At 68.8% G+C, this 1,665-nt stretch carries 1 protein-coding gene; it reads left to right on the forward strand.

What is annotated here, in order from left to right; translation table 11 throughout:
- Positions 1–176 precede the first annotated feature (176 nt).
- Positions 177–1,655 carry an NF041680 family putative transposase gene (locus AB0J64_RS57215; RefSeq protein ID WP_364047238.1) on the forward strand — a complete coding sequence of 493 codons (1,479 nt, stop codon included), beginning with the start codon at positions 177–179 and terminating at the stop codon, positions 1,653–1,655.
- Positions 1,656–1,665: the final 10 nt, after the last annotated feature.

Consider the following 1,665-nt stretch of genomic DNA (forward strand, 5'->3'; position numbering starts at 1 on the left):
AGCTTGAGGTTTAACCTTTGAGCTGCACATTTGCCGCGATCGGCAACAGAGGTGATTGATCCGACATAGCGGATTGTGTCCTCTGTGATACGGCGTGTCGCCGTGACCCAGGCCAGCCACCGTCTCCACCTTCAAGGTGTCAACCCAAAGAAGAGGAGGCGGTGGCTGTGTCATCCATGCTGGCATCCGCAGCGGCGGCTGTCCCGGAATCGGGCCAGGAGAGTGAGCGGGCCGAAGCGATAGCGGAGTTGTCGGAGTTCCGCCAGGAGATCTACGGCTGCCTGACAGCGCGCGCGGATGAGCTGTTCGAGCTGGCCGAGGCGGTGTTATGCGCCGACGGGCCGGTACGCACCCTGGTCGGACTGGCACTGACGCCTGAACACCGGCGAGGACACGGTGCCCTGTATGACGCGATCAACCACGGCCGGATCGAGATCGGCCGGCTCCGCAGAGCCCTGGCCACGGTGCCGCTCCCGCGCGCCGCGGGCGGGCGGATCGTCCTGGCCGCCGACATCACGGCATGGCTGCGGCCCGACGCGCCGACCAGCCCCGAACGGCTGTTCTGCCACACCTACGGCCGCCGCAAGGACGACCATCAGATGATCCCCGGCTGGCCATACTCGGTGATCGCCGCACTGGAAACGGGCCGGACCTCCTGGACCGCGGTGCTCGACGCGGCGCGGCTGGGTCCCGGCGATGATGAGGCCGCCGTCACCGCCATCCAGCTGCGCGATCTGGTCGCCCGCCTGATCCAGGCCGGGCAGTGGCGTCAGGGCGACCCGGCCATCCTGCTGGTGGTCGACGCCGGGTACGACGTGCCCCGGCTGGCCTTCCTCCTGGACGGCCTGCCAGTGGAGGTACTGGGCCGGTTGCGCTCGGATCGGGTGCTGCTGCGTCCCGCCCCGTCGCGGGAGGAGTTTCTGCTGGCCAGCCCCGGTGGCGGACGTCCGCCCAAACATGGGGGCGACTTCCGGATGAAGGACGAGAGCAGTTGGGGCGAGCCGCAGCACGTCACGAGCACCGCCACCAGCCGGTACGGCACGGCGGTCGCCTCCTGCTGGGACCGGCTGCACCCTCGGCTGGGCCGCCGCAGCGCTTGGATCGATCATGTCGGCGAGCTCCCGGTCATCGAGGGCACTCTCATCCATCTACGCGTCGAGCACCTGCCCGGCGAACGCGATCCCAAGCCGGTGTGGCTGTGGACCTCGGCCATCGGCATCACCGCCGCCCATCTGGACCGGCTCTGGCAGGCCTTCCTCCGCAGATTCGACCTGGAGCACACGTTCAGAATGTGGAAGCAGACCCTGGGCTGGACCGTCCCGAAGATCCGCTACCCCTATGCCGCCGACCGCTGGACGTGGCTGATCATTGTCGCCTACACCCAGCTTCGTCTCGCTCGCCCCCTCGCCGAAGACCTGCGCCGCCCGTGGGAGAGGCCGCTGCCGCCCGAGCGGCTCACCCCCGCTCGTGTCCGCCGGGGGTTTCGCCACCTCCGCACGAGCCTGCCCCAGCCCGCCAGTGCGCCCAAACCCACGAGCGCCGGTCCCGGACGCCCCAAGGGATCAAGGAACCGCGCCCTCGCCCGTCATCACGAGGTGGGAAAGACCGCTAAACGCGCGGCATCACTCACCGAGCACCGCGAGCAGGCAGGTTAAACGACAAGCT

The organism is Nonomuraea sp. NPDC049695, assembly GCF_040674955.1.
In the GTDB taxonomy this organism is placed as follows: Bacteria; Actinomycetota; Actinomycetes; order Streptosporangiales; family Streptosporangiaceae; genus Nonomuraea; species Nonomuraea helvata.